Raw genomic sequence first — 25,756 nt, 5'->3', positions numbered from 1 at the left:
TGGGGCGCTCGTACGACCGAGCGATCGACGCGACAGGGTGTGCCGCTCCGGCTCCCTCACCGGGCGAACGGACCCGATGGGCCCCGACGTCGCCTTCATCATAGCCGACTTATGTCGAAATTCAACATTAGAGGACGGCGCGAGAGAGGACGGTCGCCGCCCCCGACAACGCCTGTCCCCCGTCGACGCCGATCTCGGCGCCGGTGAGGAAGGCCGCGGCATCCGACAGCAAGAAGGCGACGATGCCCGCCACCTCGCCGACCTCGCCGGCGCGGCCCAGGGGGATGATCCCCTCGTTCGCCGCCCGGAACGCCGGCGGAGCACTCGCGGTCATCGCCGTGTCGATGAAGCCGGGGTGCACGAGATTGACCCGGATGCCGCGCGGCCCGAGCTCCGTGACGCTCGCGTGAGTGAGTCCCCGCAGCGCCCACTTGCTCGCCGTGTACGCCGCCGTGTAGTGCCCCGTGAGGCCCGCCACCGAGCCGATGTTGACGATCGAGGAGCCGGAGTCCATCAGGGGCAGAAGAGCCTGGATGCCGAGCATCGCACCCGTAACGTTGACCGCGAAGACGCGGTCCCAGTCGGAGCGCTCGATCGCACCGATGCGGGCGCGGTGCGTGATGCCGGCGTTGTTGACGAGCCCGCGCACGCGCTCGCCCGCGAGGTCGGCGGCGAGCGCGGCCCAGTCGGCCTCCGACGACACGTCGAGTCGGCGATAGGTCACGGCGTCCTCGGCGCCGAGCTCGGGGGCGTCGTCGGCGAGGTCGACCGCGATCACCCGACCGCCCTGCCGCGCGATCGCCAGCGCCTCGGCAGCCCCTTGGCCGCCGGCGGCGCCGGTCACGACGAAGAGGTTCCCGGTGATCCCGGGCGTGCTCATCGCGAGCGCGCCCTCGACCGCTGCCGCGCGCGCGGAATCGGCGGCGCGGGCACGCGCTCACCCACGACGTTGACGATCTCGCCGACGCCCTCAATGACCAGGCGCACCTCGTCACCGGGCTCGAGCGGCCGCGGGTCGAGCCCGCCGCGCCGGCCCCACAGCTCCCCGAGGCACCCGCCGCCTCCGACCGTGCCCGAGCCGAGCACGTCGCCGGGCACGACGACCGAGTTGCGCGCCGCGTAGGCGACGAGCTCGGGGAACGGCCACCCCATGTTCGACACGAGGTCGTGGCCGATCAGCTCGCCGTTGACGAACAGCTCGGCCCGCACCGCGAGGAAGCCGTCGTCGTCGAGGAAGTGCTCGAGCTCGTCGGCCGTGACGATCCACGGGCCGAGCGTCATGGCGAAGTCCTTGCCCTTGGCGGGCCCCAGTCGCACCTTCATCTCGCGCGACTGCAGGTCGCGAGCGGACCAGTCGTTCATCACGGTGTAGCCGAAGATGTGGGTCGCCGCGGTCGCGGCATCCAGGTTCTCGCCGTCCGAACCCGCCACCCCGCCGATGACGGCGGCGAGCTCGAGCTCGACGTCGAGGCGCTGGGTCTCGGGGATCGCCACGACCTCGCCCGTCGCCCGCACGGTGTGCGGATTGGTGAAGTAGAAGGTCGGCGCCTCGTACCACTCGGGCACGACCTCGCTCTTGCCGTCGACCGAGGCGCTGACGCCCTCGACGTGCTCTTCGAAGGCCACGAAGTCGCGGATCGAGACGGGCACGAGAGGCGCGAGCAGCTGCACCTCGGCGAGCGGCCGCGCGCGCGATCGGTCGCGGCGGGCGAACAGCTCCGGCAGCGCCGACAAGCCCTGCGCCAGCACCTCGGCCACCCGCAGCCCGTCGGGGAAGGGCACCACGGCATCCGCCTCGACGAACCCCTCGCCCACGTCGGCGCCGTCGGCCCAGCGCGCGATCCTCACGCGTGCACCCGGGTGCGCAGCAGCTCCGCGGCGTTCGCGCCCAGGATGCCGGTCACCTCGGCGTCGGCCAGTCCCGCACCGCGCACGAAGGCCACGGGGTCGTCGAGGCCCATGTCGAACGGGAAGTCGCTGCCGAGCAGCACCCGGTCGGCGCCCGCCGCCTCGACGAGCCAGCGCAGCGCCCGCTCGTCGTGCACGACGGTGTCGAACCACAGCTTCGACAGGTAGCTCGACGGCTTGTGCGCGCACCCGCGCGCCTCAGGGCGCACCGCCCACGCCCGGTCGGATCGACCGATCGCGGTGGGGAGGTATCCGCCGCCGTGCGCCGCGATCAGGCGGAGTCCCGGATGCCGATCGAGCACGCCGGCGAAGATGAGGTGCGACAGCGCGACGGCGTTCTCGGTGGGCTGGCCGACCGCGTTGGAGAGGTAGAACCGGTCGAGGCGCTCGTCGAGCGAGCAGCCGAAGGGGTGCAGGAACACCACTGCGCGCAACTCCGCCGCCCGCGCCCAGAAGGGCTCGAGGCGCTCGTCGCTGAGCTCGACGTCACCCGCGAACGACGAGATCTCGACCCCGGCGAGCCCGCGCCCGAGCACCGCGTCGTCGAGCGCGTCGACCACGAGGTGCGGGTGCTGCAGCGGCACGGTGCCGAGGCCGACCAGACGGTCGGGGGCGAGGGCGACGTGCTCGGCGACGAGGCGGTTGGCCTCACCCGTGGCCCACGTGGCCAGTCCCTCATTCGCCCACGGGTAGAAGTGGTTCGGCGAGGGGCTCACCCACTGCCGGTCGACGCCCTGTTCGTCCATCGCGGCCAGGCGCGCCTCGACCGACGTCAGCCGCGGGAAGCGCTCGCCGATCATGCGGCCCGAGGCCTGCAGGCTGGCGAGTCCGTTACGACGCAGCTCGAGGTCGGCCGCGGCCTGCACCTCGTCGGGCACGCGACGCTCGACCTCGGCGTGGAGCCCCGGCATGAGCAGGTGGGCGTGGACGTCGGTGACCTCGTGGCCCTCGGTCGCGCTCATGCGCGGGCCGCCGTGAGCTGCGCGACGCCGAACATGAGGCCGCCCATGTCGGCGTCGCGGACGCCGTCGAGCTGCCACTGCCCGAGCTGCACCGAGGCGTCGACGATGGCCTTCGCCCGCGCCACGCGGCGCTCGTGGAAGGCGTCCCACAGGTCCTGGTCGACAGCGTCGCGCTGCACGAGCAGTTCGCTCAGCACCGCGGCGTCCTCGAGACCCTGGGCCGCACCCTGAGCGATCGTCGGGGGGCAGCTGTGCGCGGCATCGCCGATGACCACGGCGCGACCGCGGTTCCACGGGGCGTCGACGAGGTGGCGGGTGAACCACGTGTAGTTCGCGTCGGCGCCGGCCTCGATGTCGGCGCGGATGTGGTTCCACGGGCCGTCGTAGGCGCGCGACTGCTCGACCATGATGCGTCGGGCTTCGTCGGGCGCCACCTGCGAGCGGTCCTGGGCCTTCTCGACGAGGAAGGCGTACATCGTGTCGTCGCCGGTGGGCGTGTAGCCGGCGATGTACATCGGCCCGCCGTAGTACAGCTCGCTGCGGTCGACGTCGGGCGGCAGCGACACGAAGGTGCGCCAGATGCCCATGCCGGTCTGCTCGGGGTCGACGTGGATGCCGATCATCTCGCGCACCGCCGAGTGCAGGCCGTCGGCGCCGACGAGCAGGTCGAAGGTGCCGGCGGGCTGCCCGTCGACCTCGACCGCGACGCCGTCCGCGGTCTCGGAGACGCCGGTCACGCGCGTGCCGAAGTGCACGCGGGCACCGTGACCCTCGGCCGCCGCGAGCAGGATGCGGGCGAGGTCGGGGCGCGACATGCCCATCGTCGAGGGGTAGTCGGGACCGCCGGTCTTCAGGTCGGGCAGGGCCGCGACGACCGGAGCGCCCGGGCCGGGGGCGCGAAGGTTGAGCCCCTCGAACGCCTTGCCGGCGGCGGCCACCTCGTCCCACACGCCGAGCTCGTCGAAGACACGCAGGGCGTTGCCCTGCAGGGTGATGCCCGAGCCGCGCGTCGAGAGCGCGGGCTGGGCGTCGTAGAGGTCGACCTCGACGCCCTCCTTCGCGAGGAAGATGGCGGTGGCCAGGCCCGCGACGCCGGCTCCGGCGATCGCGACTTTCTGAACGGCGGTCATGTCAGAACCTCTCTGTTCTGTGAACGGTGAAGGAATTACAGCAGAGCGACGGGGTTCACCGGCGAACCGACCGCTCCGGTGATCGGCAGCGGCGGGGCCGAGAGCAGGAACTCCCAGCGACCGGCCGCGGCGCACGCCTCGGCCAGCTCGTCGAGGTCCCACATCTCGCCGATCGTCAGGCCCATGTTCGGGATGACGACCTGGTGAAGCGGCTGGAAGGCGGGCACGTCGAACTCGTTCGGGCGCACCTCGAACCCCCAGGTGTCGGTCGCGATCGCGGCGATCTCGGTGCGGTGCAACCACCCCGCGGTGGTGAGCGAGAGCCCGGGCGCGGGGCCCCCGGCGTAATCGCCCCAGCCGTCGCGATGAGCGCGCGTGTAGGCGCCGGTGCGCACGAGCACGATGTCGCCGCGGCGCACCTCGACGCCCTGCGCGGCGGCGCAGGCCTCGAGGTCGGCGACGGTGACGGCGTGGCCGTCGGCCAGCTCGCCGGTCTCGGGCGAGAGGTGGCGGCCGACGTCGAGCAGCACGCCGCGCGAGACGATGACGGATGCCGCGTGCTCGATGCCGGTGACGAGGTCGCCGTCACTGGTGACGACGTCGCCCGCTCGCCGGCCGTTCCACGCGTAGCCGTGGTCGAAGATGTGGCCGAGCCCGTCCCACTGCGTCGAGCACTGCAGCGGCATCGCGATCACGTCGTCGGCGCCGCCGATGCCGTGCGGGAAGCCCTGGTTGCCGCGCTCGGCGTCGGTTCCGGTGTCGGTCATCGTGTGCACGGGGTTGGTGCGGCGGCGCCAGCCCTTCTGCGGGCCGTCGGTGTCGAAGGGCTGCGACAGCGAGATCGGCCGCCCCTCGCGGACGAGGGCGGCGGCGGCGCGGCGGATGCCGTCGTCGATGAAGTTGAGCGTGCCGAGCACGTCGTCTTCACCCCAGCGCCCCCAATTGCGGAACGCCTCGGCGCGCAGCGCGATCTCGGCCTCGGGGTTCTGCCGGTCGAGGTCGGCCGGGTCCTCCGACGGATGGGGTCCCTGAGCCTGTCGAAGGGTCACGACCGCTCCCCCACGCAGCGCACGACCTGCGTGCCGAGCGCGCCGATGGTGCCGGTCATGACGTCGCCGTCGCGCAGGAACCTCTTCCAGTGCTGCCCGTTGCCGGCGGGGCTGCCGGTCAGCAGCAGGTCGCCGGGCAGCAGCGGATGGGTCTGCGACGCCGCCGAGACGAGGGCCGCGACGTCGAACAGCAGGTCGGAGGTGTTGGCATCCTGCATCACCTGCCCGTTCAGCTCGAGGCGCACGGGGGTGTCGGCGGGGTCGACGAAGCGCGCGGGCACGAGCAGTGGACCGGTCGGCAGGAATCCGGGGGCGTTCTTGGCCCGGTACCAGTCGGTGCCGATCTCCTTCATGTCCTTGCGGAACACGAGGTCGCGCGTGGTGATGTCGTTGACCATCGTGTAGCCGGCGACGTGGTCGAGCGCGTCGTCGCGCGAGACGCGGAACGCCTCGCGGCCGATCACGACCGCGAGCTCGAGCTCCCAGTCGTGCACCTCGCTGTAGCCGGGCAGCACGAGCGGCACGTCGTCGCCGACCACGCACGCGGTGAGGCCGATGAAGAAGTACGGCTCGCCGCTGCGGGCGCGCTCGTCCATCATCTCGGCGGCGAAGGCGTGGGCTTCTTCGGGCGTGCGGTCGGTGTTCTGCGTCAGGCCCGCCGCGACGAGCTGGATGACGTGCTCGCGGTAGTTCGCGCCGGTCTGCAGCACCTGCCGCGGCTCGACGGGCGCCGTGAGGGTGACCTCCGAGATCGGATGCCACTCCCCCGGCGCCTCATCCTGTGCCGAGGCCAGGGCTTCGAGGCGATCCCAGTCGGGGTCGGCGAGGAACGCGTTCAGACCCCCACCCAGATCGTCGTCGGTGAGCGCGCGGATGCGGTCGCCGGCGACGAGGCCGACGCGGACGGCATCCGCGTCTCGGAAGCGCGCGAGCGCGAAGGGTGCGGTCGTCATGTGGTGCTCACTCTCCCCGACCGGGATCGACACTCAGCCCCGGCCCTGGACGGCGTAGGGGTTGAGAAGGGCGTCCTTGATCTCGTCGGGCACGCCCTCTTCGGTGGCGCTGGGGCCGTCGGCGGGCGGGAACGACTCGGTCATCGACATCGGCATGGCGCCGTTGCGGTACATGTTGTTCGAGCCGAGCGAGGGCTTCCAGGTGTTGGCCTCCCAGTCGGGCACGTAGTTGCGGTACCCGCCGGTGTTCAGCTCGATGCGCAGGCTCGAGGGCTCGCGGTAGTAGAGGAACGTCTGCTCGCCGATGCCGTGGATGTTGGGGCCGTACTCGATCGGCACGCCGTTCTCCATGAGGGTGTCGGCGGCGATGAGCAGCTCTTCGCGGGTGTCGACCCAGAACGCGTAGTGGTTGATGCGTCCGGCGCGGCTCGAGCCGTCGAGCACGACGCCGAGGTCGTGCGACTTCTCGTTGGTGGTGAGCACCGAGAACACCGAGATGGGCGCCTCGTCGAGCACGGTGCGGGCCATGAAGCGGAAGCCGAGCGTGTCGACGTACCACTGCACGAACGCGTCGACGTCTTTCGCGGCGACCGTGACGTGGTCGAGCTGACGCGGGGCGCCGGCGACGGGACTGCGCTTCTCGGGACGGTCGGGGTAGATCGACGCGGTGTGGGGCTCGGCGCGGTGACGCTCGACGTCCCAGTGCAGCGTCATGTTGTGGCCCTGGGGTCCGGTGAAGCGGAAGGCGCGGCCGATGCCGCGACCCTCGAACCACTCGCCCTCGATGCCGGCGGCCTGCACGCGCTTCGCAGCCTCTTCGAGCGCTTCGGCCGACGAGGTGCGCCAGGCCATGGTCTCGAGCGAGGGCTCGTCGCCCTTCGCGACCACGACGGAGTAGGCGTAGTAGTCGCCCCAGCACCGCAGGTAGACACGGCCGCCTTCGCGCGCGACCTCGGTCAGACCCACCTGGTTGACGTAGAAGTCCACCGACGCCTCGACATCGGGAGTCGTGATCGCGACGAACGACAGATGAGAGAGAAGCTTGATCATCTTCGATCCTTTCGGGTGAATCGGGTCGTTCCGACTCTTCTTCCACTATCCGACCGAAGTGGATATCAGGGAAGCCGATCCCGTCGATGCCGACTATCGGCCTGACTTATCCGTTCGAGACGAGGAGGTCGTCGGCGGCGAGATCGGCGAGATCCCGCACGCCCTCCTCTAAATCGAGAGCGTCGACGAGTCGCCGCAGAGCGAGGCGCTCGGCCGACTCGCGCCGTGCCGGGCGCACCGAGCGGCCGGTGTCGTCCTCGTGCACGACCTCGACCACAGGCGTGGCCGAGTCGACGCGCACCTCGACCCGCCGCGCGCCGAGGGCGACCGCCGTGAGGGTCGCCCCCACCCCTCCTCCGACCGCGCGGGTCACGCTCACGCCCACTCCGCCCGCCCCCGCGAGCGCGAGCACCTCCGCGACGGAGCCGGCGTCACGCGCGACGACGGCGAGGGGTCCTCCCGCGAGCACGCGCGCCCATCCCACCGCGTCGCGCAGCAGCGTCGCCGCCTCGGCACGCCCACCCCACGCGTCGACGACGACGTGTCGTGGCGTCTCGAGCGGGGCGGCGTCGGCAGCGACGTCGGGGCGCACGCGGCGACGCGACACGACCACCGGAACCGTCAGGTCGGCCAGGCGCGCATGCACGTCGGCGGGAGCGGGGCTCGGCTCGTCGACGAGATACCCCTCCGCCGGGTCGCCGAGCCGCTCCCACCACGCCCCGGTGCCCGGAAGGATCCGGATGCCGCTCCCCGCAGCGTCCACCGATGAACGCACCCGCGGGGCGAGCTCGGCGATCGCGGCACGGAACGCCGGGACCTCGGTGGTGACGAGCCGGATCATCGTCGTCCTCCTTCGCGCACAGCGACCGCAGCGGCATCCGCCACCGCGATCACGAAGGCCGCGTCGGCGCGCAGCTCGTCGTACTCCATGGCCGTCTCGCCCCGCAAGAGCGACGCGAGAGCGCGCCACTCGGCCTCGTAGCCGTCGCGGCGATCGATCGGGAAGACCGTGCGCACCCCCTGGGCATCGCGCACGGTGGTGCGCGCGCCGCCCACGTGCACGAACGGCGGGGGGAACTCCACCTCGACCCGCGCACTGGCGGTCGCCACCTCGACCCGCCACAGCGAATCCGCGCCGCCCGGAGCCATTACGACCGTGAAGCGCACGAGGGCCTCGGCCGCGCGCATCGCCAGGTCGAAGCCGAGAGGGGCGATCGCTCGCGCCCACACCACCCGCATGGCATCCGGAACGAGATCGCGCACGAGAGGCAGATCGTGCACACCGAGTCCGGCGACGAGCTGGCGCACGACGTCCGCCGCCTGGTCGGGGTCGTCGAGATCGATGGGCGGTCGGGCCGGCCCCGGCCTGGGAGTCAGCGGCTCCCCCATGACGAGCGCGTGATACCGGTCGTTCGGCGACAGGCTCAGCGTTACGGTGACCGCGGCGATCCGCCCGCCCGCAGCGGCGAGGTGGTGGGTCGCGCGGGCCCACGCGGGGTCGAACAGGTGATTCGTGCCGACGACCAGCAGCGCACCCGCCGCCGCGCACTCCGCGACGATCCGCTCGGCCTCTTCGGCGCTGGTGGCCAGGGGCTTCTCGCAGAAGATCGCCCGGCGCCCCGCGGCGAGCGCCGCGCGCACGTGATCGGCGTGGTGGGCGGGCGGGCTGCAGACGGCGACGACGTCGACGTCGGGGTCCTGCAGCAGCTCGTCGATTCCCGACGAATGCCGCGCGCCGAACCGCTCTGCGATCTCGGCCGCGCGACCGCTGCCCGCGTCGCACACGTGCACGAGGCGGAAGTCGCCGTCGGTCCGCGCGAGGGTCGGGGCGTGCAGCGCGGCGACCCCCGGTCCCGCCCCGATGATGCCGACGCCCCACGCCATGCTCGCCCCTTCGCGCTACTTCAGCACCAAACGCGCAGAAGTCAGAGACTAATGAACCATAGATGTGACGAAACCGGCAGTCCGGCATCCGCGCTGTGTGAAGATCGAGCATGGCCAACGAGTCCACCCTCCGATTCGGCGCGCAGACCGACGAAGTCACGAGCCTGTTGCGCATCGTCAACATGGTGCGCACGGGCGAGGCGGTCACCCGCCCCGAGATCGGCCGCGTGACGGGACTCGGCCGCGGCGTCGTCGCGCAGCGCATCGATCGCGCCGTCGAGATGGGCTTCCTCGAAGACGCCGAGTACGCGCCCTCGTCGGGCGGCCGCGCGCCCCGCACCCTGCGCTTCCGCGCCGAGCGCGGACGCCTCGTCGTGTGCGCCCTCGGCGGCCTGCACATCCACGTCGGCGTCACCGACCTCGCCGGCGACATCCTCGCCGAGACGCACCGCGCCTGGGACATCGCGACCGGCCCCGACGAGACCCTCGCCGCCGCCACGGCGCTGATCGACGGCCTTCTGCAGGCCGATGACGGCACGGCCGTGTGGGCGGTCGTCGTCGGCCTCCCCGGCCCGGTCGACTTCGAGACGGGCCGCCCCGTGGCCCCGCCCATCATGCCCGGCTGGAACGGCGCCGACGTGCGCCGCGTGTTCGAAGACCGCTACGACGCCCCGGTCTGGGTCGACAACGACGTGAACCTCCTCGCCGCGGGCGAGCGGGCGCGCCGCCGCGACGAGGCCGTCGACCTCATCTACTGCAAGGTCGGCACCGGTATCGGCGCCGGGCTCGTGTCGCGCGGCCGCCTGCACCGCGGGGCGAACGGCGCCGCCGGCGACGTGGGGCACGTGCGCGTGCCGGGCAGCGAGCACGTGTGCCGCTGCGGCAAGACCGGCTGCCTCGAGGCCGTCGCCGGCGGATGGGCCCTCGTGCGCGACGCCGAGGCCGCCCTGTCGGAGGGAGCGACGGGGATGCTCGGCGAGATCTCGGCATCCGGTGCCGAACTCACCCCCGAAGACATCGCCCGCTCGGCCGAACGCGGCGACCCGCTGTCGATCTCGCTCATCCAGGCCAGCGCGCGACACGTCGGCGAAGCGCTGGCCGCGTTGGTCAACATGTTCAATCCGAGCGTGATCGTCATCGGCGGGGCGATCGCCTCGGCCGGCGAGCTGTTCCTCGCCGAGGTGCGCCACCGCGTGTACGAGCTGTCGCTGCCGCTGGCCACGCGCGACCTGGTGATCAAGACGAGCGAGAACGACGTGAGCGAGCCGGTGCGCGGCGGGGTCGACCTCGCGCGAGAGCAGCTGTTCGAGGTGTCGCTGCCGCGGTGGTTCGGCGAGGGGCGGCCGACACTGACCGCCGTGCACGGCGCCGCCGCCGCGGTCTGAATTCGTCCCGCTTCTTCCTTTTTCCGACATAAGTCGGTTACCGTGGGCGCACCGACACGAGGACGTGCCCATGACCCTGACCGCGCTGCGCGACGACGCGCTGCTCTGCGCCCCCGACCACACCGAACTGCGCCTCTCGCTCCCCTGGATCCGCTCGCTGCCGCTGTCGAGCCTGATCGACCCGACGGTGACGATCGACGGCCTCGAGCACCCCGCCGAGATCGCTCTCGGTGATCGCCGGGTCGCCCCCGCCGACCTCATCGCCGAAGACGCGTGGTGGTTCGTGCAGGACCGGGTGGTGCTGCACGTTCCGGATGCCGTGGCCCCGGGCACGCACGAGATCGCGGTGTCGTTCGGGCTCGAGATCCCGTACCTGCCGGGCGGGCCCGACTCGCCGCTGCGGCTGCCGTTCAGGTTTGCGCGGGAGCTGAGCAATCAGATGCCGCAACAGCGCGAAGCCCGCGATGTGGGGGTGACCGCATGAACCTCCCCGACGCCTGGACCCTCTCGGCCAGCGCCTTCAACCTCACCCCCGAGGTGATCCGCGCCGAGCGCCCCGCACCCGACCTGGCGGCGACCCTGGTCGAGCAGGGCATCGCCTCGGCCATCGAGATCGAGCTCGGTCAGATGTGGCGCGGCTTCCCGGATCCCCCCGCCGACGACGCCCGCGCGTTCCGCGACCGACTGAGCGCGGCCGGGGGTCGAGTGAGCATCGTCGGCGCGAGCATCGACGACTGGATCCGCGGCCGCCGACGCACCGACGACGAACGTTTCGCGTTCCTCCAGCCGCAACTGCGCGCGGCCGCCGCCGCGGGGGCGACGGGCGTGCGTCTGCCTATCGGTCAGGCGGGGACACTGCTCGAGAGGCTCGTGCCGCTGCTCGACGACCTCGATCTCGTGCTGTTCGAAGAGGCGCAAGGCCACGAGACACCCGCCGCTCGCCCCGAGGCCTACGACCGCCTCGCCCAGCTGGGCTCCCCGCGCGTGCGGCTGCTGATCGACATCAGCATGCTCATGCCGGCGCTGCCGGTGACGTACCTCGAACGCCTCGAGGGCGGCGGCGTCGAGCCCGCGCTGATCGCGCGCCTGCGCGACGGCTGGCGCGACCCGGCCACGAACGACGCGGCGCTCGAGGCGTTGCGCGGCGGTCGGGTTCCCGGTCCCGTGCACACGCTGTTCATGAACCTGCTGGTGCGCTTCGGGCGTTCCTCCGTCGACGAGCTCGCCCCGGTGCTGCCGCTGGTAGGCGGCATCCACCTGAAGTTCTGGGATCTCGACGACGCCGACGCCCGCGTCTCGCAGCCGATCCACGACATCGGCGCAGCTCTGCGCCGCAGCGGCTTTCGCGGCACGTTGTGCAGCGAGTGGGGCGGTCAGGAGTGGCTCGACGACGATCCGTGGGAGATGACCTCGCGTCACCTCGCCGTGGCCGGTGCTCTGCTCTCCGATCGTGCCGCACCCGTGCGGGATGCGGGCGCGCACTGACGACCGACCGCCCCCTCACGCGGTACCACACGCGCCGAAGACGCGCCGCCCCCTCGGTCGTCGGAATTCCGCGTGGAACCGTGGGGGCATGGCATCCCCCCTCGCCCTCCTCCGTGACGACTCGCTCTCGCTTCTCACGCGCGGCTACGGCTTCGGTTCGCACCTGTGGCGTCGCTCCGACCGCGGTGCGCGCGCCGTCCCGTTCCGCCTGCTCGGGCGCCAAGCGCTGTTCGTGCGCGGCGAGGAGGGCGTGGCCCTCTTCTACGACGAATCGCGCATCCGTCGGCACGGTGCCATGCCCGCCTTCATCCAGGAATCTCTTTTCGGCCACGGTTCGGTGCACAGCCTCGACGGCGCCGAGCACCGTCACCGCAAGGCGACCTTCGTCGACGTGCTGTACGACGACGCCGAGGTGGAGCGGCTGCTCCCCGAGCTCGACCGGCAGTGGCGGGGCGAGCTCGACGCCTGGATCGACGGGGGCGAGCGATCGGCGTACGACGCCGCCGTGGGAGCGCTCGGTCGCGCGATCATGCGCTGGGCGGGAATCCCCGGCACCGCGGCCGCACAGACCCGCTGGGCGAAGCGCCAGGCGCAAATCGTCGACGGGTTCGGCGTTCCGTACTCCCCCGAGTTCGCGCTCGCGCTGCTGAACCGCCGCTGGTCCGACCGTCACGCCGCCGAGCTGATCGATGCGGTCCGCGCCGACACCCTTCGCCCCGCCGAGAACACGGCCCTGTGGGCGTGGGCGCACCACCGCGACGAGGGCGGCGAGCTTCTGTCCGCGAAGACCGCGGGTGTCGAGCTGCAGAACAGCTTCCGGCCGATGATCGCCGTCTCGCGCTTCGTGGCGTTCGCCGCGAAAGAACTGCACGACCGCCCCGAATGGCGTCAGCGTATCGCCGCCGAGACCGCAGAGCGCGAGACCCTCGTGGGCGGAGAGCTCGCGACGGCGTTCGCGCAGGAGATCCGCCGCACCGCGCCCTTCGTGCCGATGCTGCCGGCGTGGGCCGAGACCGACATCGAGCTCGATGGCCACCGCGTCTCCGCCGGCGGTCGGGTCGTGCTCGACATCCTCGGCACCGATACCGACACCCGCGAGTGGGAGCGCCCCTCCGATTTCGCTCCCGAGCGCTTCGTCGGCGTCGACGACTACGAGGCGCTTCGCGCGTTCGTCCCCCACGGCGGCGCCGACGTACGCACCGGCCACCGTTGCCCCGGAGAGAAGCTCGCGATCGCCGGGCTCGCGGCATCCATCGCCGTCCTCAGCGACCCGCGCATCCGCATCAGCGGCCGCGGACTCGACGTGAACAGACGACGGATGCCGACCAAGCCGCGATCCGGAGGACGTGTGCGCCGCGCGGACGCGCCGTCGTCGTGCCCGTTCCACTTCGGTCGCACGAGCTGAGGCCGCCGCGCGGCTCGCGACGTCACGAGAACAGGCCGCGCGACGAGAACAGGTCGATCTGCGCGGAAGCGGCCTGTTCTCGTCGCATCCCCTGTTCTGGTGACGCGGGTGCCCGCCGTCAGCACGGCTGCAGAGCGCCCGCATCGCGCGCGCGGGACCTCGGTCCGCATCATCTCCATGACACCGGCGCCGAGCTTCGCCGCAGCGGCTTCCGCGGCACGTCGTGCAGCGAGTGGGGCGGCCAGGAGTGACTCGACGACGATCCGTGGGACGTCACGCGCACCCACTTCGCACTCGCGCGGGAGGCTCTGGGCGGGGCGTGAGGCCCGCCGCATCGGCGACGCGCCCTATCGGTCGTACACGTCGCGACGATGACCGGCCCGAACGACCGTCACGACGAGCTCGCCGTCGAACACGTCGTAAATCACCCGGTAATCGCCGATACGGATGCGCCAGGCGGTCTGCTCACCGACCAGCTTCTTCGCCGCGGGTGGACGAGGATTCTCGCGCAAGCCGCTGATTGCCTCGAGGACTCGATCACGTGCGGGACGGGGCAGCTTCCGCACCTGACGAGCCGCCGCGGTGGTGAACTTGACCCGGTAGCTCACGACGTGAGGTCGGCCCGCAGCTCATCGAGCGTCACCCGGGCGCCGTCATCGTCGCTCTTCGCCTGGCGGTAAGCGGCGACGTCCTGCGCCATCTCGAACTCCTCGAGGGCTTCGACGTCGGCGACGCTCACGACCACCGCGGCCAGCTTGCCGTTGCGGGTCACCCCGATACGCTCGCCCGCGTACATCGCCCGACCGAGCACGTCGGACAGCTGACTGCGGAGCTCCCGGGTGGAGAGTTCCGTCGTGACGGTATCCATGTCGCAAGTGTAGCAACTAACGTGATTGTGTACACAATCGCCACTGGCAGGTCCACTCTCCCCATCGGGTGGACGTCGGACACACGAGCGCCGTCAGCGCGGCTGCCAGGCGCCCGTATCGCCCCGCGCGACCTCGGCCCGCGTCATCCCTCGCCGTTGTAGTACGGCCAGGGGTTGATGCGGCGGTCGCCGCGGCGATCGGGTCCCGTGAGCGCGACCTCGCCGGTGGCGGCCCACTCCACACCCCGCGGGAACATGCGGATGAACTCGATGCGGCGGAACGTGTCGATGTCGTGGCCGATCGTGATGGTGAACGACCGACCCGCGCCGTACTCGTTGATCCACGCGAGGGGCTGCTCGGTGTTGATCCCGGGCAGGTCGGCGATGCCGCCCTCGGGGATGTCGACCGGGTAGTGCGACATCGGCCACACGGGCGCCTTCTCGTACGCCTCGAGGTCGTCGAAGGTGGTCAGCAGCACCTGGGCCCCGTCGTACATCTGCACGCCGACGAGGATGTCGTCTCCCGTGACGGTCCAGGTCGCGTTGATGCCCTCGGTGATCGGATGCCGCGGCTCGGTCGTGTGCAGCTGCGCCTCGCCCCACGGCCGGGGGCGCAGGCCCGTCTCCCACGCGCTGAGCTTGGCGCCGCGCATGACGTTGTACTCCTCGGGGTAGCCCCAGCGGTCCTCCTGTGCGGCGGAACCGTGGAACCAGACGATGCCCTTGCCCTCATCGTGCACGAAGCGCAGGATCGCGGCGTCGGTCTCGGCCCCGAACCCGGTGGCCATGTCGTGGTAGCCGTCGCGGCCCTCGAAGATGACGATGAGCACGTCGTACTTGTCGATGACGCTCGCGGGCAGGCCCCGGGGGTCTTCGACGACACGGACCGTGAACCGGCCGGTGTCCTCGAGCAGCGTGGTGATCCACTGGTTGTGCAGGCGGAAGCTGCGGTGGGCGTTGTCGTGCTCGATGGTCATGTGACCCGAGAGGATGAGAACGTTCAGCACGTCGGTCATGCGTCAGCCCTTCTGCGAGAACGCGGCGTCGAACAGCTGGTGGGGCGGTGTGATCCCGCCGAGTTTTCGCACGAAGGCGAGCGCCTCGGGCCCGCCCACGAGGCGGTCCATGCCGGCGTCCTCCCACTCGACGCTCGTGGGCCCGTCGTAGCCGATCGCGTTGAGCGCACGGAAGAGCGGCTCCCACGGCACGTCGCCGTGACCGGTCGAGACGAACGTCCACCCGCGCCGCGGGTTGTCCCACGACAGGTGCGAGCCGAGCACGCCGTTGCGACCGTCGAGGTTCGTCGTCGACTCCTTGCAGTGCACGTGGAAGATGTGGTCGGCGAAGTCGAGCACGAACGCGACCGAGTCGAGCTGCTGCCACACGAAGTGGGACGGGTCGAAGTTGAAGCCGAAGCTCGGGCGATGGCCGATCGCCTCGAGCGTCTTCTTCGCGGTCCAGTAGTCGTACGCGATCTCGGAGGGGTGCACCTCGAGAGCGAAGCGCACGCCGACCTCGTCGAAGACGTCGAGGATCGGGTTCCAGCGATCGGCGAAGTCGCGGTAGCCGCGCTCGATCATGGCCTCGGATGCCGGCGGGAACATCGCGACGTACTTCCAGATGCTCGACCCGGTGAACCCCGTCACCGTCTTCACGCCGAGTCTGGCGGCGAAGCGCGCCGTGTTCTTGAGGTCTTCGGCTGCGCGCTGTCGTACGCCCTCGGCATCGCCGTCACCCCAGACGCGCGGAGGGACGATGTCGTGGTGACGCTCGTCGATCGGGTCGTCGCAGACGGCCTGGCCGACCAGGTGGTTCGCGATCGTCCACACCTTCAGACCGTTGCGCTCGAGGATGTCGAGGCGCGACCGCACGTAGGCCTCGTCGTCCCAGCGCGAGACGTCGATGTGGTCGCCCCAGCAGGCGATCTCGAGGCCGTCGTAGCCCCACTCCCCCGCGAGACGGGCGACCTCTTCGAACGGCAGATCGGCCCACTGGCCGGTGAACAGGGTGATCGGGCGAGCCATGGAAGTCCTTCGGGAAGCGGGGGCGGATCTGTCAGAGAGCGGGGACGGGTGCGCCGACGCGCGTCCACGCGGAGTCGGCGGTGCTGCTGCGCTCGACGGCGTCGAGCACGCGCTGCACGGCCAGCCCCTCGGCGAACGAGGGGTGCGGGTCGGTGCCGTCGGCGATCGCGGTGACGAGGTCGACCGCCTGGTGGGTGAAGCCGTGCTCGTAGCCGAGCATGTGCCCCGCGGGCCACCAGGCCGAGATGTACGGATGCTGGGGCTCGGTCACCAGGATCTGCGTGAACCCCTGCCGGCCGTCGGGGGCCGTGCGGTCGTAGAAGCGCAGGCTGTTGAGGTCTTCGAGGTCGAAGGCGAGAGCGCCGCGGTCACCCGAGACCTCGATGGACAGCGCGTTCTTGCGACCGGTGGCGAAGCGCGTGGCCTCGAACGACACCAACGCGCCGTTCGCGAGGCGACCGGTGAAGATCGCAACGTCGTCGACCGTGACCGCTCCCGTCTCCGCGGCGCCGGCGCCCTTGGCGAGCCCCATCGATCCGTCGCTCGGCAGCGGGCGCTCCGTCACGATCGTGTCGATCGTGCCCGAGACCTTCTCGACGCCCTGGCCGGTCACGAACTGGGTCATGTCGATGATGTGCGCACCGATGTCGCCGAGGGCGCCGGATCCGGCGTGCTCCTTCTGCAGACGCCATGCCAGCGGCATCTCGGGATCGACGAGCCAGTCCTGCCGGTAAGCCGCGCGCACCTGCTGCACCGTGCCGACGGCACCCTCGGCGATCATGTCGCGCAGCAGAGTGACCGCCGGAACGCGACGGTAGGTGAACCCCACCATCGAGCGGATGCCGCGGGCCCGCGCCCGTTCGGCCGCCTCGGCCATCGCTTCGGCCTCGGCCACGGTGTTGGCCAACGGCTTCTCGCACAGCACGTGCTTGCCCGCTTCGAGGGCGGCGATCGCGATCTCGGCGTGCGAGTCGCCCGGGGTCACGATGTCGACGATGTCGATGTCGTCACGCGCGATGATCTCGCGCCAGTCGGTGGCCGACTCCGCCCAGCCCCACTTCGCGGCCGCGGAGGCCACGGCATCCGCGTTCCGACCCACCACCACCGTCATCTCGACCGCGCGGGGCAGGTCGAACATGCGCGGCGCCTGGCGCCAGCCCACGGAGTGGGCTGCCCCCATGAAGCCGTAGCCGATCATGGCGACACGGAGCGGCGCTTCGGGTCCTTGAGCCTGTCGATGGGGTCCCTGAGCCTGTCGAAGGGTCATGCGAGCACCAGTTCGCGCTCGACCGGAACCCGGTTCGTGACGTAGCGCCCGGGGCCCCCGTCGGCGCCCGGCATGATCTGCATGTAGAGCAGACGCATCGTCAGCACGACCTCGACGGTGATCTTCTCGCCCGCCGCCGGCGGGGTGTCGAGGTGGATCAGCACGTCGGGTCGGTCGGCGACGAACCACAGGGTGTCGGACTGCTCGGGCAGCTCCTCGATGCGGTACTCGCGCCCCTCGAGCGAGAAGCGCAGGTCGCCCTTGTCGACGGCCACGCCGTTGATGGTGGCGGCGACGTCGTCGACGGCCGACAGCCACAGGCTGCGGTACCAGGGGAGCTGCAGCGACACCGCGAGACCGTCGTCGGTCCGACGCACGTCCTTCTCGGCGAAGAGGGAGTTGTGAGTGGCCATGGTGGCTCCTAGGCGAAGGTGTCGGTGAAGCGGTCGTGCGCCACCGGCGGCACGGGCTCGAGCTTCTGCGTGGTCTCGGGGCTGTACGGGTGGTTGGTCGAGGGCACCGCCTCGTCGGCCGGAGGCATGAAGACGGGCTTGCCGTCGTCGCCGAAGTACATGAGGTCGAGGTCGAAAGCGCCCTGGTTCTTCAGGCCGAAGCTCACCCAGTTCTCTTCGAACGGGGCGCGCGCCAGCTCGTAGCAGCGGAACTTCCAGAACTTCCACTCGCCGTCCTGCTTGCGGAAGTCGATCGCGTACTTGCACCAGACCCAGTGCGCCCACACCTTCTTGCCGAGCACCTCGTCGGGCGAGTACATGTCGGGGAACGCCTCGGCCACCGTCGGATCGGTCAGACCCGACTCGGTGCCCGCCATCATCCAGACGCCCTTCGCGGTCTCGCCGTCGGCGGCGACCTCGATCACCGGGGTGTTCGTGGCGTGCAGGATGAGCTTGCCCTCGGGGTGGGGGCGTCCGCGGTGGTAGTCCGTGACGCTCTTCCACGTCGTGTACTGACCGGCGTTGGTGTACCGGGCGCGGATGCCCTCGGTCCCCTCCTTCACCCACAGCGGGATGATCTGCTCGTCCTCGAAGGCGTTGTGCAGGTACATGTAGCGGTTGAACAGGTTCTCGACCTGCCCCCGGTCCTCGGCCCGCTGAGCGAGGCGGTGGGCGGCCTCGACCTGCTCGCGCAGGCGGGCGACCTCGGCGATGAGATCTTCGACGGATGCCGTCGCGGTGGTGTTGGACATGCTCACTCCTTCGTGATGTGCGTGGATCAGACCGGCTGTGCGGCGGAGTCGCGGGCGGCGACGGTGTCTTCGATGGCCTGGCGCATGAGCGTGTGCTGCTTCTTGACCAGGTCGATGGGGTCGCTCTCGCCGAGGTCGCTGAAGGCGTGGCCTTCCCACTCGCTCGAGAGGTAGCCCTCGTACCCGCCGACCACGAACTGCTTCACGATGCGCGGGATGTCCATGGCCGGCTCTTCGCCGTCGGCGCCGATGTCGTAGAACTTCGCGTGCACGTGGAAGATCTGCGGCATGATGTCGAGCCACTCCTCGGGGGCGACGAGACCGTGCATGTTGAAGGCGAGGCGGGTGAACGGCCCGAAGCGCAGGAAGTCGACGCCCTCGCCCGAGAGGTAGTCCTCGAACCTCTGGTTGCGCACGTGCATCGGCGTCGGCTCGTGCCAGATCTCCTCCATGACGGGGAAGTGCTTCTCGTCCATGCCCATCTGCCCGAGCGTGCGCAGCAGCGTCGGCGACAGGGAGTGCATGGTCGAGGAGAAGTCCGCGGTGAACCCGAGCCGGTCGCTGCCGAGCTCGTCGTACATCTCGCGCATCTCGAGCACCTTAGGATCGTTCGGCCCCGAGGGGGCGTGGATCTCGTAGCCGAGCTTCTGGTCGTACTTCTCGGCGAGGGGGAGGAGGCTGCGCAGCAGCTCCTTGCCGTGCGAGCGGATCACGATCTTCTTGAAGCCGAGCGTGTGCGCCGACTTCAGTTGCCGCGCGAGGAACTCGTGCTCCTCGTCGGGGGTCATGTCGCGGTCTTTGCGGCGCCCCATGTCGAGGTTGGTGCCGACGGCGCTCGCCTCGAGGCCGTACTTCTCGAGCGAGTCGAACCAGAGCTTCACGAACTCCGCGTCGACGTCGGGGTACGAGCGCAGCAGCTGCGCGAAGTTGAACTCGACGCCCGGGCCGATGCCCTGGTCGTGCACCTCTTTGATGAGGGTCTCGGGGGTGTACTGCCCCGCGGCGAACTCGCTCGTCATCGAGTAGAGCGTGGTGCCGAGCTTGATGCCGGTTCCGGCGATGCCGTTCGTGTCGTGCGTCATTTCGGTCCTTGGGTCATGAGTCGGAGGGTGGTGCCGGTGGCTTCGACAGGCTCAGCCACCTCGTCCGGGGTCCCTGAGCCTGTCGAAGGGCGGTCCCTGAGCCTGTCGAAGGGCGGTCCCTGAGCCTGTCGAAGGGCGGTCCCTGAGCTTGTCGAAGGGCGGTCCCTGAGCTTGTCGAAGGGTCACGCACGCACGGCGTGCGCGAGGTGGGCGTTCAGGGCGCGGCGCGCCTCGGCGGCATCGGTGATCATGCGGGAGCCGGCCTTCTCGGCCGCGGTGCGCTGGAGGGCCTGCTCGCCGCGGATGATCTCGAACGGGCTCTGCCAGTGGTTCCAGTGCCAGCCCTCGTACTCGCTCGAGACGGCTCCGCTGTAGCCGTTGTCGACGAGCAGGGTGATGAGGTCGCCGACGGGCACCGAGGGCTCGTTCCCGTTCTCGTCGATGCCGAAGAACTTGCCGTGCACGTGCTTGACCCACGGCATGATCTCGAGCCAGTCGTCCACGCGCGCCGGGCCGAACAGCCCCGTGCCGTTGATGCCGAAGTCGATGCCGAGATCGGGGCGACCGTGCTGGTGCGCGAGACCGATGAAGCGGCCGAAGCGCTGGCCGTGGTCGGCCTGGTCGGCGGGAGGACCCTGCTGGTAGAACTCGTCCCAGAGCTGCACGACCGCCGTCAGCAGCTCCTCCGACGCGCCGCGCCGGCGGTAGGCCTCGATGAGCGAGGGAGCGAAGCCCGAGACCGTGGCGCCCCAGTCCATCGTGAAGCCGAGGAAGGGCGAACCGACCTTCTCGTAGCGGTCGCGGAGGGCCAGGATGCGCGGGTGCGAGGCGTACTGGTCGGCGTGCACCTCGAGGGCGAGCGTCACGCCGTACTCCTCGGCGATGGGGGCGAGCGCCTCCATCGAGTCGGGGGTGATCGAGATCTGCACGCGCGCGATGGGGAAGCCGAGCTTCGCCGCCGCGGCGATCTGCTTGCGCATGTAGGCGAGGAGCTCGTCCTGGTTCATGAGCTTGTCGGGGCGCAGGCCGATGTCGGCGTTGACCGCGAGCGAGGTGCGCACGAGCCCGACCTCGTCGACGAGGTCGGAGAAGCGTCCGGCGAAGTGATCGTCGATCTCGGGAAATCCGCGGAAGCTCGAGAACCCGATGATCTCGAGGCCCGGCCCGAAGCCCTCGGCCGCGGTCTTGCGGATGAGCTGGTCGAGGTCGTACTCGCGCCCGTGGAAGGCGCGGGTGAAGCTGTAAAGGGTGACGCCCTGGATGGGCGTGCCCTTGTCCGGTCCCTGAGCCTGAAGGGTCATGCGCGGGCCTCCTCGACCTGGCGGACGGTCATGGTCTTCGTGTCGTGCTCCTCGATGTGCAGCACCTGGTCGTCGTCGATGATGATGTACGGGATGTAGAGCTCGAGGTCGACGCGCACCTCGTGCTCCCCGGCATCCGCCCCGATGTCTCCCGAGAGCACGGCCGAGTCGGTGGGGAACCACCACTGGTCGGTGTTCGTCTTCATATCGGCGAAGGTGAACTCTTCGCCGTTCATCTGCCAGCGCAACGAGTCGGCCGGCGCCTCGACGCCGTCGATGGCGAGCTTCGCGCCCGAGATGCAGGACGCCGGCAGGGCGCGGTACCAGGGCAGTCGCACCTCCACCGAGACCCGCCCGTCGTGGGCGCTGAGCGTGCCCTGCTCGATGATGCGATCCGGGATCACGATGACCTCCTCGTCGGTGCGACCGCGGTCGCAGACCTCTTTGTCTTGATTTCTACAGTCTAATGTCTAATTCCTGCATAAGCAAGAGAATCAGACGGATGCCGCGCCCCTCGCGACCTGCTCACGGGAGAGCACCGACGCGATCTTGCGGGCCCCGCGCACGGCGAGGGCGACCGAGGTCAGCGTCGGGTTGCAGGCCGTCGAGGTGGGGATGACGCCGTTGCCCGCGACGAACAGATCGGGGACGCCCCACACCTCGCTGTCGAGGTCGCACACGCTCGTGCCGTCATCGGCGAGACCCATGCGCGTCGAGCCCTGATAGTGCAGCGACGAGCCGAGCGGCAGCGTGAACGGGCGACTGTCGAGCGGGTCGCCCACCGCTTCGCCCAGGCGCACGATCTCCGCGCGCGCCCGGTCGATGACCCCGTGGTCGCGAGCGGTGAGGGTGTAGTGGATGCGCGGAGCCGGCATCCCGTACCCGTCGAGGTGTTCGTCGTCGAAGGCCACGCGGTCGTCGGCCTGCAGGTCTTTCGCGCAGAACAGACCCAGCCCGACGATCGATCCGGGCACGACGGGGTCGTCCTCGGCCAGGGGGATCGGCGAGGCATCGAGTTGCATGACCTGACCGTGGAAGGGCACGTCGTCGGTGAACGGCACCCAGCTCACGCCGCTGTACTCCGCGAGACCCGTCGCCGGCGCATCGGCGCCGAGGGGCGCGACGTCGCGCAGGCGGGAGGCGAAGACGATCTGCGCCTGGTCGTTCAGGTAGCGACCGAGCGCCTCGGGTCGCACCCCCGATGCCCACAGCAGTTGGGGCGTGCGCAGCGCATCCGCCGCGACGACGACGACGCGCGCGGCGACCTCGTGCTGCTCGCCCGAGCGCAGGTCGCGCACGACGACGCCCGACGCGCGGCCACCCTCGACGACGACCCGCGTCACGAGGGATTCGTCGATCAGCGTGAAACCCGGGTTCGCGCGCGTGACGTCGCCCAGCACCACATCCGACCCCGACCACACGAGGCGTCCGTCGTCGCGACGGTGCGCCGCCAGCGGCATCCGTTGCACCTTCGTGCGATCCACACGACCTGCGTCGACCGCCGCCGACAGGCGCTCACGCACGATCGCGCCGAAGGGAGCGGCGTCGAATGCGTCGGTGCGCACGCCGAGGAGGCGTTCCCCCTCATCGAGGAGCTCGTCGAGGTCGGGGAGGAACGGGATGCGCTCGCTGTCGTTCGGGCGCGGGCAGGCGCCGGTCCAGTGCGCCGACATGCCGCCGACGTTGCTCGACATCGCGGCGACGGGCATGCCGTCTTCCCCCTCGAACGCGTAGCCGTCGTCGAGCAGGAAGGTGCCGGGGCGGGCTCCGCGCACGCCCGCCTTGGCCGCCCCGGGATTGGCGACCTTCTCGCCGCGCTCACCCGGCCCCTCCGACGCCGCCTGCGCGCGAGCGCGCTCGGCCGGGTCGGCGATGTTCTTCACGTGGGCGCCGGGCGGGTCCGACACGGTCGGACCCACCTCGAACATGGCGATGGTCGTGCCGGGGGCCCGCTCCGACAGGATGCGGGCGTACGCCGCACCGGTGGGCCCGCTGCCGACGATCACGACGTCGACCGATGCGGGGTACTGCCGGGCGCTCATGCTGCGCGCGCGATCTCGACGACGTGGGCGACCGACTGCTCCGACGCCGTGGTCGGGTAGTACTCGAGGCCGACGGGACCGGTGTAGCCGCTGTCGCGCAGCAGGCGGAAGCGCTCGGTCCAATCCAGCGCGCCCGCGCCAGGCTCCCCGCGACCGGGGGCGTCGGCGAGCTGCACGTAGTGGATGAGGTCGCCGGCGTTCGCGAGCTCGGCCTCCATGTCCTCGCCCTCCACGGCCGAGTGGTAGATGTCGTAGAGCACGCCGAACTGCGGCGAGGCGACGCCGCGGGCGACGTACACGGCCTCGGCCGTGCGGTCGAGCAGCGACCCGGGGTGGTCGACGCGCACGTTCACGGGCTCGAGCACGAGGCCGATCCCCGAACCGTCGATCTGCGCGATGGCCTTCTGGTAGATCTCGACGAGCTTGTCGAGCTGCACCTGGCGCTTCCACCCGCCGAAGCCCGTGCCGCTGCCGACGACGAGGCGCGGGCAGCCCAGGTCGCGGGCGATCCCGACGCCCTCGTCGAGCTTGCGGAAGAACTCCGAGTGGTCCCACGGCGGGATCATGAACTGCGTGCGCGGCTCGGCCAGCTGCGCCGTGAGCTGCACGCCCGTCTCCTGCAGCGCCGCCTTCAGCGCGGGCAGGTCCTTCGGGGTCGCGGGGGCGTCCACGCCGGTCGGACCCCACATCTCGACGGCGTCGAAGCCCGCCGCCGCCGCCGCGCGCACGCGGTCGTGGTAGTCGCCGGCCTCGGTGAAGAGCAGTTCGATGTTGGGGGCGAGTTGGTACATGGGGTGTCCTTTCGACAAGCGCGGGCGCGACGATCGACGGATGCCGTGCGAGGCGGCATCCATCTGGGCAGGCTCTGCCTGTGAGGCCGGTGGTCCGGCCTCGATGATGAGAAGGCGTCAGCCCTTCAGGCCGCCCGCGAAGCCCTGGATGAAGCGCTTCTGGGCGAAGAGGTAGAAGGCGAGGATCGGGATCATCGAGACGATCACGATCGCGAAGATCTGGTTCCAGGCCGACACGAGCGAACCGATGTAGTAGTACATGGCCACCGGGAGGGTCTGGTTCGCCGATCCGCCGAGGAAGATCAGCGAGGTGAAGAAGTCGTTCCAGACGATGAGGCCGGCGAGGATCGCGACGGTTCCCGTCGCGGGCGACATCAGCGGCAGGACGATGCGGAAGAAGATCTGCGTCCTGCTCGCGCCGTCGATCGTCGCGGCCTCTTCGTACTCGGTGCCGAGCCCGCGGAAGAAGCCTGCGTAGAGGAAGATCGCCAGCGGGAGGAGCATGCCCGTGTAGAGGATGATCATGCCCCACGCCGATCCGGTGAGCCCCAGCGAGCGGGCCCCGATGTACAGGGGCACGGTGCCCAGCTGCGTCGGCAGCACGATCGCGACGAGGAACAGGTAGTACACCACGCGACTCCACCGCCGGGTGCTGCGGGCGATGACGTAGCCGGTGAGCGAGCCGAGCAGCACCATCAGCACGATGCTGCCCGCCGTGATGATGATGCTGTTGACCAGGCCCATCACGACGTTCGAGTTGCCGGTCGCGGTGAGCACCTTGACGAAGTTGCCGAAGTCGGGCGCGACCGGGGGCGCGAGCGTCGACGACGTGATCACCTCGCGGTCGGACTTCAGAGAGGTCGTAATGAGGAAGTAGAACGGCAGCAGGAACGCGAGGGCAGCGACCCAGAAGAGGAACTCCCTGAGGCCGGTGAGCTTGGTGTAGCGGAACATGTCAGTTCTCCTCCGAGCGACCGTTGGTCAGACGCTGCTGCACGACGGCGAAGACCAGGATGATGAGGGTCAGCAGCAGCGCGAGGGCCGCGCCGTAGCCGAAGTTGCCGAGGGCGAACGACTGCTTGTAGACCTGCGTCGCCAGGGTCTCGGTGGCCGCTGCGGGCCCACCGCCGGTGAGCGCCATGATCTGGTCGAACACGCGCAGGCCGTTCACGAGACCCAGGGTGGTCGCGATCGCGACAGCGGGACGGATGGACGGGAGGGTCACGTGCCAGAAGCGCTGCCAGAGGTTCGCCCCGTCGATCGCGGCGGCCTCCTCGATCTCGATCGGGACGGCCGCGAGACCGGCCATGTAGATGACCATCGCGAAGCCGATGTTCTGCCACACCAGCACCACGAGGATGGTCCAGATCGCCCAGGTGGGATCGGCGATCCACGCCCGAGCCACCGAGTCGAGGCCCACCCCCCGCAGCACGAGGTTGAGCGGACCGTTGTAGTCGAAGATGAACTTCCAGATGTACGAGGTGGCGAGTGGGCTGAGCACCACGGGCATGAAGAACAGGGTGCGCAGGACGTATCGGGTCTTCAGTCCCCGGTTCAGCCCGAGCGCGACGCCGAGGCCCAGGATGTTGCTGAGGACGACGGAGCCGAAGGCGAGGAACAGCGTGTTCCACAGGGCCCCGAGCTTGGTCGGATCCTGGAAGATCCGCACGAAGTTGTCGAGCCCGATGAGCTCGAAGGCGCCGATGCCGGTCCAGTTGGTGAAGGCGAAGAAGCCGCCGACGCTGGTGGCGACGTAGTGGATGCCGATGACGAAGAGGATGCCGGGCAGAGCCCACCACCAGTATCCGAACTGCAGCAGGCCTCTGCGGCGCGGCGTGGGAGCGGAGCGGCGACGTCCGCCGCGGCGCGGCAGGACCACACGTTCGGTCTCGGTTGCGGCGACCTCGCCGGCTCGGAAAGTGGTGCTCATGGCGTCCTCGTCATCCTCGAAGGGGTGCGGCTCCGC

General features: G+C 70.4%; 27 protein-coding genes. 4 read left to right on the top strand and 23 right to left on the bottom strand.

Annotated features, from left to right (window positions below):
* Nucleotides 1-127: 127 nt before the first annotated feature.
* From ABXS86_RS11275 to ABXS86_RS11235, 9 genes are all read right to left on the bottom strand, one after another.
* The gene (locus tag ABXS86_RS11275) at nucleotides 128-880 is read right to left on the bottom strand and encodes an SDR family NAD(P)-dependent oxidoreductase (protein ID WP_353664509.1); all 753 of its coding nucleotides are present in this window, start codon (nucleotides 878-880) and stop codon (nucleotides 128-130) included.
* Nucleotides 877-1,848, bottom strand: a complete 972-nt coding sequence (locus tag ABXS86_RS11270; RefSeq protein ID WP_353664508.1) for a fumarylacetoacetate hydrolase family protein — start codon at nucleotides 1,846-1,848, stop codon at nucleotides 877-879. The genes ABXS86_RS11275 and ABXS86_RS11270 overlap by 4 nt, the downstream gene beginning before the upstream one ends.
* Nucleotides 1,845-2,870, bottom strand: a complete 1,026-nt coding sequence (locus ABXS86_RS11265) for an amidohydrolase family protein (RefSeq protein ID WP_353664507.1) — start codon at nucleotides 2,868-2,870, stop codon at nucleotides 1,845-1,847. Before ABXS86_RS11265 ends, ABXS86_RS11270 begins: the two co-directional genes overlap by 4 nt.
* On the bottom strand, nucleotides 2,867-4,000 hold the full coding sequence (locus ABXS86_RS11260; protein ID WP_307207227.1) for an FAD-dependent monooxygenase: 1,134 nt from the start codon (nucleotides 3,998-4,000) through the stop codon (nucleotides 2,867-2,869). The genes ABXS86_RS11265 and ABXS86_RS11260 overlap by 4 nt, the downstream gene beginning before the upstream one ends.
* Nucleotides 4,001-4,035: 35 nt before the next feature.
* The gene (locus ABXS86_RS11255) at nucleotides 4,036-5,049 is read right to left on the bottom strand and encodes a cyclase family protein (protein WP_353664506.1); all 1,014 of its coding nucleotides are present in this window, start codon (nucleotides 5,047-5,049) and stop codon (nucleotides 4,036-4,038) included.
* Entirely contained in the window at nucleotides 5,046-6,002 is a 957-nt protein-coding gene (locus tag ABXS86_RS11250) for a fumarylacetoacetate hydrolase family protein (protein WP_353664505.1), read from the bottom strand. The genes ABXS86_RS11255 and ABXS86_RS11250 overlap by 4 nt, the downstream gene beginning before the upstream one ends.
* Before the next feature lie 33 nt (nucleotides 6,003-6,035).
* Nucleotides 6,036-7,052: a VOC family protein gene (locus ABXS86_RS11245; protein WP_353664504.1), complete on the bottom strand. Its 1,017-nt coding sequence runs from the start codon at nucleotides 7,050-7,052 to the stop codon at nucleotides 6,036-6,038.
* Nucleotides 7,053-7,158: 106 nt separating this feature from the next.
* Nucleotides 7,159-7,893, bottom strand: a complete 735-nt coding sequence (locus ABXS86_RS11240; protein ID WP_353664503.1) for a hypothetical protein — start codon at nucleotides 7,891-7,893, stop codon at nucleotides 7,159-7,161.
* The gene (locus ABXS86_RS11235; protein WP_353664502.1) at nucleotides 7,890-8,936 is read right to left on the bottom strand and encodes a Gfo/Idh/MocA family protein; all 1,047 of its coding nucleotides are present in this window, start codon (nucleotides 8,934-8,936) and stop codon (nucleotides 7,890-7,892) included. The genes ABXS86_RS11240 and ABXS86_RS11235 overlap by 4 nt, the downstream gene beginning before the upstream one ends.
* A gap of 110 nt (nucleotides 8,937-9,046) precedes the next feature.
* Between ABXS86_RS11235 and ABXS86_RS11230 the strand changes: the two genes are divergently transcribed.
* From ABXS86_RS11230 to ABXS86_RS11215, 4 genes are all read left to right on the top strand, one after another.
* On the top strand, nucleotides 9,047-10,321 hold the full coding sequence (locus tag ABXS86_RS11230; RefSeq protein WP_353664501.1) for an ROK family protein: 1,275 nt from the start codon (nucleotides 9,047-9,049) through the stop codon (nucleotides 10,319-10,321).
* A gap of 70 nt (nucleotides 10,322-10,391) precedes the next feature.
* Nucleotides 10,392-10,805, top strand: a complete 414-nt coding sequence (locus ABXS86_RS11225; protein ID WP_307207240.1) for a hypothetical protein — start codon at nucleotides 10,392-10,394, stop codon at nucleotides 10,803-10,805.
* A complete protein-coding gene (locus tag ABXS86_RS11220; protein WP_353664500.1) occupies nucleotides 10,802-11,806 on the top strand; it encodes a restriction endonuclease subunit R in 1,005 nt (334 codons plus the stop codon). Before ABXS86_RS11225 ends, ABXS86_RS11220 begins: the two co-directional genes overlap by 4 nt.
* 88 nt (nucleotides 11,807-11,894) lie before the next feature.
* Nucleotides 11,895-13,211 carry a cytochrome P450 gene (locus tag ABXS86_RS11215; protein WP_353664499.1) on the top strand — a complete coding sequence of 439 codons (1,317 nt, stop codon included), beginning with the start codon at nucleotides 11,895-11,897 and terminating at the stop codon, nucleotides 13,209-13,211.
* A gap of 347 nt (nucleotides 13,212-13,558) precedes the next feature.
* On the opposite strand, the gene ABXS86_RS11210 is transcribed toward ABXS86_RS11215, so the two are convergent.
* From ABXS86_RS11210 to ABXS86_RS11145, 14 genes are all read right to left on the bottom strand, one after another.
* A complete protein-coding gene (locus tag ABXS86_RS11210) occupies nucleotides 13,559-13,819 on the bottom strand; it encodes a type II toxin-antitoxin system RelE family toxin (RefSeq protein ID WP_353664498.1) in 261 nt (86 codons plus the stop codon).
* Nucleotides 13,816-14,079, bottom strand: a complete 264-nt coding sequence (locus ABXS86_RS11205; RefSeq protein ID WP_353664497.1) for a type II toxin-antitoxin system prevent-host-death family antitoxin — start codon at nucleotides 14,077-14,079, stop codon at nucleotides 13,816-13,818. The genes ABXS86_RS11210 and ABXS86_RS11205 overlap by 4 nt, the downstream gene beginning before the upstream one ends.
* Nucleotides 14,080-14,222: 143 nt before the next feature.
* Nucleotides 14,223-15,095, bottom strand: a complete 873-nt coding sequence (locus tag ABXS86_RS11200; protein ID WP_353664496.1) for a ThuA domain-containing protein — start codon at nucleotides 15,093-15,095, stop codon at nucleotides 14,223-14,225.
* A gap of 3 nt (nucleotides 15,096-15,098) precedes the next feature.
* Nucleotides 15,099-16,103 (bottom strand): sugar phosphate isomerase/epimerase family protein, encoded by a 1,005-nt coding sequence (locus ABXS86_RS11195; protein ID WP_353664495.1) that lies wholly within the window; start codon nucleotides 16,101-16,103, stop codon nucleotides 15,099-15,101.
* Nucleotides 16,104-16,134: 31 nt separating this feature from the next.
* Nucleotides 16,135-17,301 carry a Gfo/Idh/MocA family protein gene (locus tag ABXS86_RS11190; protein ID WP_353664494.1) on the bottom strand — a complete coding sequence of 389 codons (1,167 nt, stop codon included), beginning with the start codon at nucleotides 17,299-17,301 and terminating at the stop codon, nucleotides 16,135-16,137.
* Between the two features lie 65 nt (nucleotides 17,302-17,366).
* Nucleotides 17,367-17,783: a DUF6379 domain-containing protein gene (locus tag ABXS86_RS11185; RefSeq protein ID WP_353664493.1), complete on the bottom strand. Its 417-nt coding sequence runs from the start codon at nucleotides 17,781-17,783 to the stop codon at nucleotides 17,367-17,369.
* A gap of 8 nt (nucleotides 17,784-17,791) precedes the next feature.
* Nucleotides 17,792-18,574 carry a nuclear transport factor 2 family protein gene (locus tag ABXS86_RS11180; protein WP_353664492.1) on the bottom strand — a complete coding sequence of 261 codons (783 nt, stop codon included), beginning with the start codon at nucleotides 18,572-18,574 and terminating at the stop codon, nucleotides 17,792-17,794.
* A 26-nt stretch (nucleotides 18,575-18,600) separates the two neighbouring features.
* Nucleotides 18,601-19,656 carry a sugar phosphate isomerase/epimerase family protein gene (locus tag ABXS86_RS11175; RefSeq protein WP_353664491.1) on the bottom strand — a complete coding sequence of 352 codons (1,056 nt, stop codon included), beginning with the start codon at nucleotides 19,654-19,656 and terminating at the stop codon, nucleotides 18,601-18,603.
* Between the two features lie 182 nt (nucleotides 19,657-19,838).
* Nucleotides 19,839-20,957, bottom strand: coding sequence for a sugar phosphate isomerase/epimerase family protein (locus tag ABXS86_RS11170; protein WP_353664490.1), 1,119 nt, complete (start codon nucleotides 20,955-20,957; stop codon nucleotides 19,839-19,841).
* Nucleotides 20,954-21,361 (bottom strand): DUF6379 domain-containing protein, encoded by a 408-nt coding sequence (locus tag ABXS86_RS11165; RefSeq protein WP_353664489.1) that lies wholly within the window; start codon nucleotides 21,359-21,361, stop codon nucleotides 20,954-20,956. The genes ABXS86_RS11170 and ABXS86_RS11165 overlap by 4 nt, the downstream gene beginning before the upstream one ends.
* Before the next feature lie 90 nt (nucleotides 21,362-21,451).
* Nucleotides 21,452-22,999 (bottom strand): GMC oxidoreductase, encoded by a 1,548-nt coding sequence (locus ABXS86_RS11160; protein WP_353664488.1) that lies wholly within the window; start codon nucleotides 22,997-22,999, stop codon nucleotides 21,452-21,454.
* Nucleotides 22,996-23,790, bottom strand: coding sequence for a TIM barrel protein (locus tag ABXS86_RS11155; RefSeq protein WP_307207266.1), 795 nt, complete (start codon nucleotides 23,788-23,790; stop codon nucleotides 22,996-22,998). The genes ABXS86_RS11160 and ABXS86_RS11155 overlap by 4 nt, the downstream gene beginning before the upstream one ends.
* A 117-nt stretch (nucleotides 23,791-23,907) precedes the next feature.
* Complete coding sequence (locus ABXS86_RS11150; protein WP_307207268.1) at nucleotides 23,908-24,744, bottom strand: carbohydrate ABC transporter permease; 837 nt, start codon at nucleotides 24,742-24,744, stop codon at nucleotides 23,908-23,910.
* Between the two features lies 1 nt (nucleotide 24,745).
* Nucleotides 24,746-25,720: a carbohydrate ABC transporter permease gene (locus ABXS86_RS11145; RefSeq protein ID WP_307207270.1), complete on the bottom strand. Its 975-nt coding sequence runs from the start codon at nucleotides 25,718-25,720 to the stop codon at nucleotides 24,746-24,748.
* Nucleotides 25,721-25,756: the final 36 nt, after the last annotated feature.

Source organism: Microbacterium sp. che218, from assembly GCF_040436305.1.
GTDB lineage: Bacteria > Actinomycetota > Actinomycetes > Actinomycetales > Microbacteriaceae > Microbacterium > Microbacterium algihabitans.
This window is presented reverse-complemented; position numbering and strand designations above follow the sequence as displayed.

Coding starts and splice junctions, on each gene's coding strand:
- ABXS86_RS11275 (WP_353664509.1), bottom strand. CDS start 880: ATGAGCACGCCCGGGATCACCGGGAACCTCTTCGTCGTGACCGGCGCC.
- ABXS86_RS11265 (WP_353664507.1), bottom strand. CDS start 2,870: ATGAGCGCGACCGAGGGCCACGAGGTCACCGACGTCCACGCCCACCTG.
- ABXS86_RS11260 (WP_307207227.1), bottom strand. CDS start 4,000: ATGACCGCCGTTCAGAAAGTCGCGATCGCCGGAGCCGGCGTCGCGGGC.
- ABXS86_RS11250 (WP_353664505.1), bottom strand. CDS start 6,002: ATGACGACCGCACCCTTCGCGCTCGCGCGCTTCCGAGACGCGGATGCC.
- ABXS86_RS11245 (WP_353664504.1), bottom strand. CDS start 7,052: ATGATCAAGCTTCTCTCTCATCTGTCGTTCGTCGCGATCACGACTCCC.
- ABXS86_RS11240 (WP_353664503.1), bottom strand. CDS start 7,893: ATGATCCGGCTCGTCACCACCGAGGTCCCGGCGTTCCGTGCCGCGATC.
- ABXS86_RS11235 (WP_353664502.1), bottom strand. CDS start 8,936: ATGGCGTGGGGCGTCGGCATCATCGGGGCGGGACCGGGGGTCGCCGCG.
- ABXS86_RS11230 (WP_353664501.1), top strand. CDS start 9,047: ATGGCCAACGAGTCCACCCTCCGATTCGGCGCGCAGACCGACGAAGTC.
- ABXS86_RS11225 (WP_307207240.1), top strand. CDS start 10,392: ATGACCCTGACCGCGCTGCGCGACGACGCGCTGCTCTGCGCCCCCGAC.
- ABXS86_RS11220 (WP_353664500.1), top strand. CDS start 10,802: ATGAACCTCCCCGACGCCTGGACCCTCTCGGCCAGCGCCTTCAACCTC.
- ABXS86_RS11215 (WP_353664499.1), top strand. CDS start 11,895: ATGGCATCCCCCCTCGCCCTCCTCCGTGACGACTCGCTCTCGCTTCTC.
- ABXS86_RS11205 (WP_353664497.1), bottom strand. CDS start 14,079: ATGGATACCGTCACGACGGAACTCTCCACCCGGGAGCTCCGCAGTCAG.
- ABXS86_RS11200 (WP_353664496.1), bottom strand. CDS start 15,095: ATGACCGACGTGCTGAACGTTCTCATCCTCTCGGGTCACATGACCATC.
- ABXS86_RS11195 (WP_353664495.1), bottom strand. CDS start 16,103: ATGGCTCGCCCGATCACCCTGTTCACCGGCCAGTGGGCCGATCTGCCG.
- ABXS86_RS11190 (WP_353664494.1), bottom strand. CDS start 17,301: ATGATCGGCTACGGCTTCATGGGGGCAGCCCACTCCGTGGGCTGGCGC.
- ABXS86_RS11185 (WP_353664493.1), bottom strand. CDS start 17,783: ATGGCCACTCACAACTCCCTCTTCGCCGAGAAGGACGTGCGTCGGACC.
- ABXS86_RS11180 (WP_353664492.1), bottom strand. CDS start 18,574: ATGTCCAACACCACCGCGACGGCATCCGTCGAAGATCTCATCGCCGAG.
- ABXS86_RS11175 (WP_353664491.1), bottom strand. CDS start 19,656: ATGACGCACGACACGAACGGCATCGCCGGAACCGGCATCAAGCTCGGC.
- ABXS86_RS11170 (WP_353664490.1), bottom strand. CDS start 20,957: ATGACCCTTCAGGCTCAGGGACCGGACAAGGGCACGCCCATCCAGGGC.
- ABXS86_RS11160 (WP_353664488.1), bottom strand. CDS start 22,999: ATGAGCGCCCGGCAGTACCCCGCATCGGTCGACGTCGTGATCGTCGGC.
- ABXS86_RS11155 (WP_307207266.1), bottom strand. CDS start 23,790: ATGTACCAACTCGCCCCCAACATCGAACTGCTCTTCACCGAGGCCGGC.
- ABXS86_RS11150 (WP_307207268.1), bottom strand. CDS start 24,744: ATGTTCCGCTACACCAAGCTCACCGGCCTCAGGGAGTTCCTCTTCTGG.
- ABXS86_RS11145 (WP_307207270.1), bottom strand. CDS start 25,720: ATGAGCACCACTTTCCGAGCCGGCGAGGTCGCCGCAACCGAGACCGAA.